Annotated in this window: 1 protein-coding gene; it reads right to left on the bottom strand. The window is 68.8% G+C overall.

All coding sequences use genetic code 11. The features are described 5' to 3' along the window. Positions 1–607: 607 nt before the first annotated feature. Complete coding sequence (locus tag G5C62_RS26630) at positions 608–1,552, bottom strand: UDP-glucuronic acid decarboxylase family protein (protein ID WP_231558184.1); 945 nt, start codon at positions 1,550–1,552, stop codon at positions 608–610. Positions 1,553–2,105 lie beyond the last annotated feature (553 nt).

Genomic DNA, 2,105 nt, shown 5'->3' with positions numbered 1-2,105 from the left:
TCGCTTTCACCAGCTCTACGGCCTGTTCCCGGAACTCCGGTGAGTACTTGCTCGGTCGGCCCATCAGGACCCCTTCCTCGGGCTGGAAGCCCAAGCTCAGGGTGTCCACCGAAGCGGGTCAACTCCACTCTGCAGCACGACGCGCTCACCGCCGCCCCTGCAGGTCAGCCGCGTTTGCGGGTGTAGAGCCGTGCGCCGTAGGCATGCGCGGTCGCGGCGGTCAACAGGTCCATCGCTCGGGCACGAGGTCGACGATCGGGAGCGACGACTGCGGCGGTGAGCTGCCCGTAGCTGGCCGCCACCGCTTCGTCCACGGCAGGGCGTCGAACCGCCCTTGGAGGACGGACAGCCGCCGCAGCCGCTCGGCTCGCACCGCAGGGAGCACACTGAAGTGCAGCTCGGCCAGCGTGCGGCGCGGACGGCCAGCTCGCAGCAAGTGGGCCGACGTCCCGGGCGGTGACGACGCTGGTGTCCAGGACAGCCCTCAGCGCGGCACTCGAGAGTCGATGCGGTTGCGGTCCTGCAGCTCGCGGAGTCCGACAGCACCCACAACGTAGGACTCGGGCCACCGACTGCCAGTGCCGCCGGAGTCCGCGCGCGGCATGGATCAGGCGAGGACGGTGCGGAAGTGCTCGATCGTGCGCTCCAGGCCCTCGCGCAGCTCCACCGTCGGCGCCCAGCCCAGCGACTCCCGGGCCCGGGTGATGTCCGGCTGCCGGCGGGTCGGGTCGTCCACCGGCAGCGGCCGGCGGTCCAGCCCCGAGGCGGAGCCGGTGAGCTCCACGACCAGGTCGGCGAGCTCCCGGATGGTGAACTCGCCGGGATTGCCCAGGTTGATCGGCCCGGTCACCTCACGCGGGCTCTCCATCATCGTCACCAGGCCGTCGATAATGTCGTCGACGTAGCAGAACGACCGGGTCTGCGCCCCGTCCCCGTAGACGGTCAGCGGCTCGCCGTTCAGCGCGGAGACCACGAAGTTGGAGACCACCCGGCCGTCCTGCGGGTGCATCCGCGGGCCGTAGGTGTTGAACAGCCGGACCACCTTGATCTCCAGCTCGTGCTGCCGCCAGTAGTCGAAGAACAGGGTCTCCGCGGCCCGCTTGCCCTCGTCGTAGCAGGCCCGCGGGCCGATCGGGTTGACCCGGCCCCAGTAGTCCTCGGTCTGCGGGTGCACCTCGGGGTCGCCATAGACCTCCGACGTGGAGGTGAGCAGGATCCGCGCCTTCGTCCGCTTGGCCAGGCCGAGGGCGTTGATCGAGCCGTGCACCGCCGTCTTGGTGGTCTGCACCGGGTCGCGCTGGTAGTGGATCGGCGAGGCGGGGCAGGCCAGGTGGTAGATCTCGTCGACCTCCACGTACAGCGGGAACGTGACGTCGTGCCGCATCAGCTCGAACCGCGGGTGTCCGAGCAGGTGGGCGACGTTGGACTTCGTGGACGAGTAGAAGTTGTCCACGCACAGGACGTCGTGCCCGAGGTCGATCAGCCGGTCGCACAGGTGCGAGCCGATGAAGCCGGCACCCCCGGTGACCATGACCCGCTTGCTCTCCGGCACCCGACGTCCTCCTGTTGCTCAGCTCCAGCCGCCGGCGCGCGCACGCAGGGCCGCCGAGATGCTCCCACGCCGGACGGGGAGCAGCCCCCGGGCCAGGTGGCTCGAAGGCCACCAGCCGTCAGCCACGACTCCGTCCAGCGACATAACGGGCCTTATCGGCGGGAGGTCATCGCCGTCTCGATTCTCCAGCTTTCAAGGGAAGTCATCCCGTAATCTTTCCAGCGCGCATGGCGCCGAAGGCATCCAAGTTCTTAGCCCGCTCTTGGCTGATCAGCCGCCACGCCAACTCGCAAACCCATCGAGCTCCCCCGGTGCGCCCGAGAAGTGCATCTGCGTCGTAGTCACCATCGCCGAGGCCAGCCGCTCTAGCCAGGAGCGAAACCGCCGCATCCCGCTCCGAGGCCGGCACCGTCGCCAATGGACGGATGGAGTTGACCCGCTTCGGTGGACACCCTGAGCTTGGGCTTCCAGCCCGAGGAAGGGGTCCTGATGGGCCGACCGAGCAAGTACTCACCGGAGTTCCGGGAACAGGCCGTAGAGCTGGTGAAAGCGA

The sequence above is a fragment of the Modestobacter sp. KNN46-3 genome, assembly GCF_011039295.1.
This window is presented reverse-complemented; position numbering and strand designations above follow the sequence as displayed.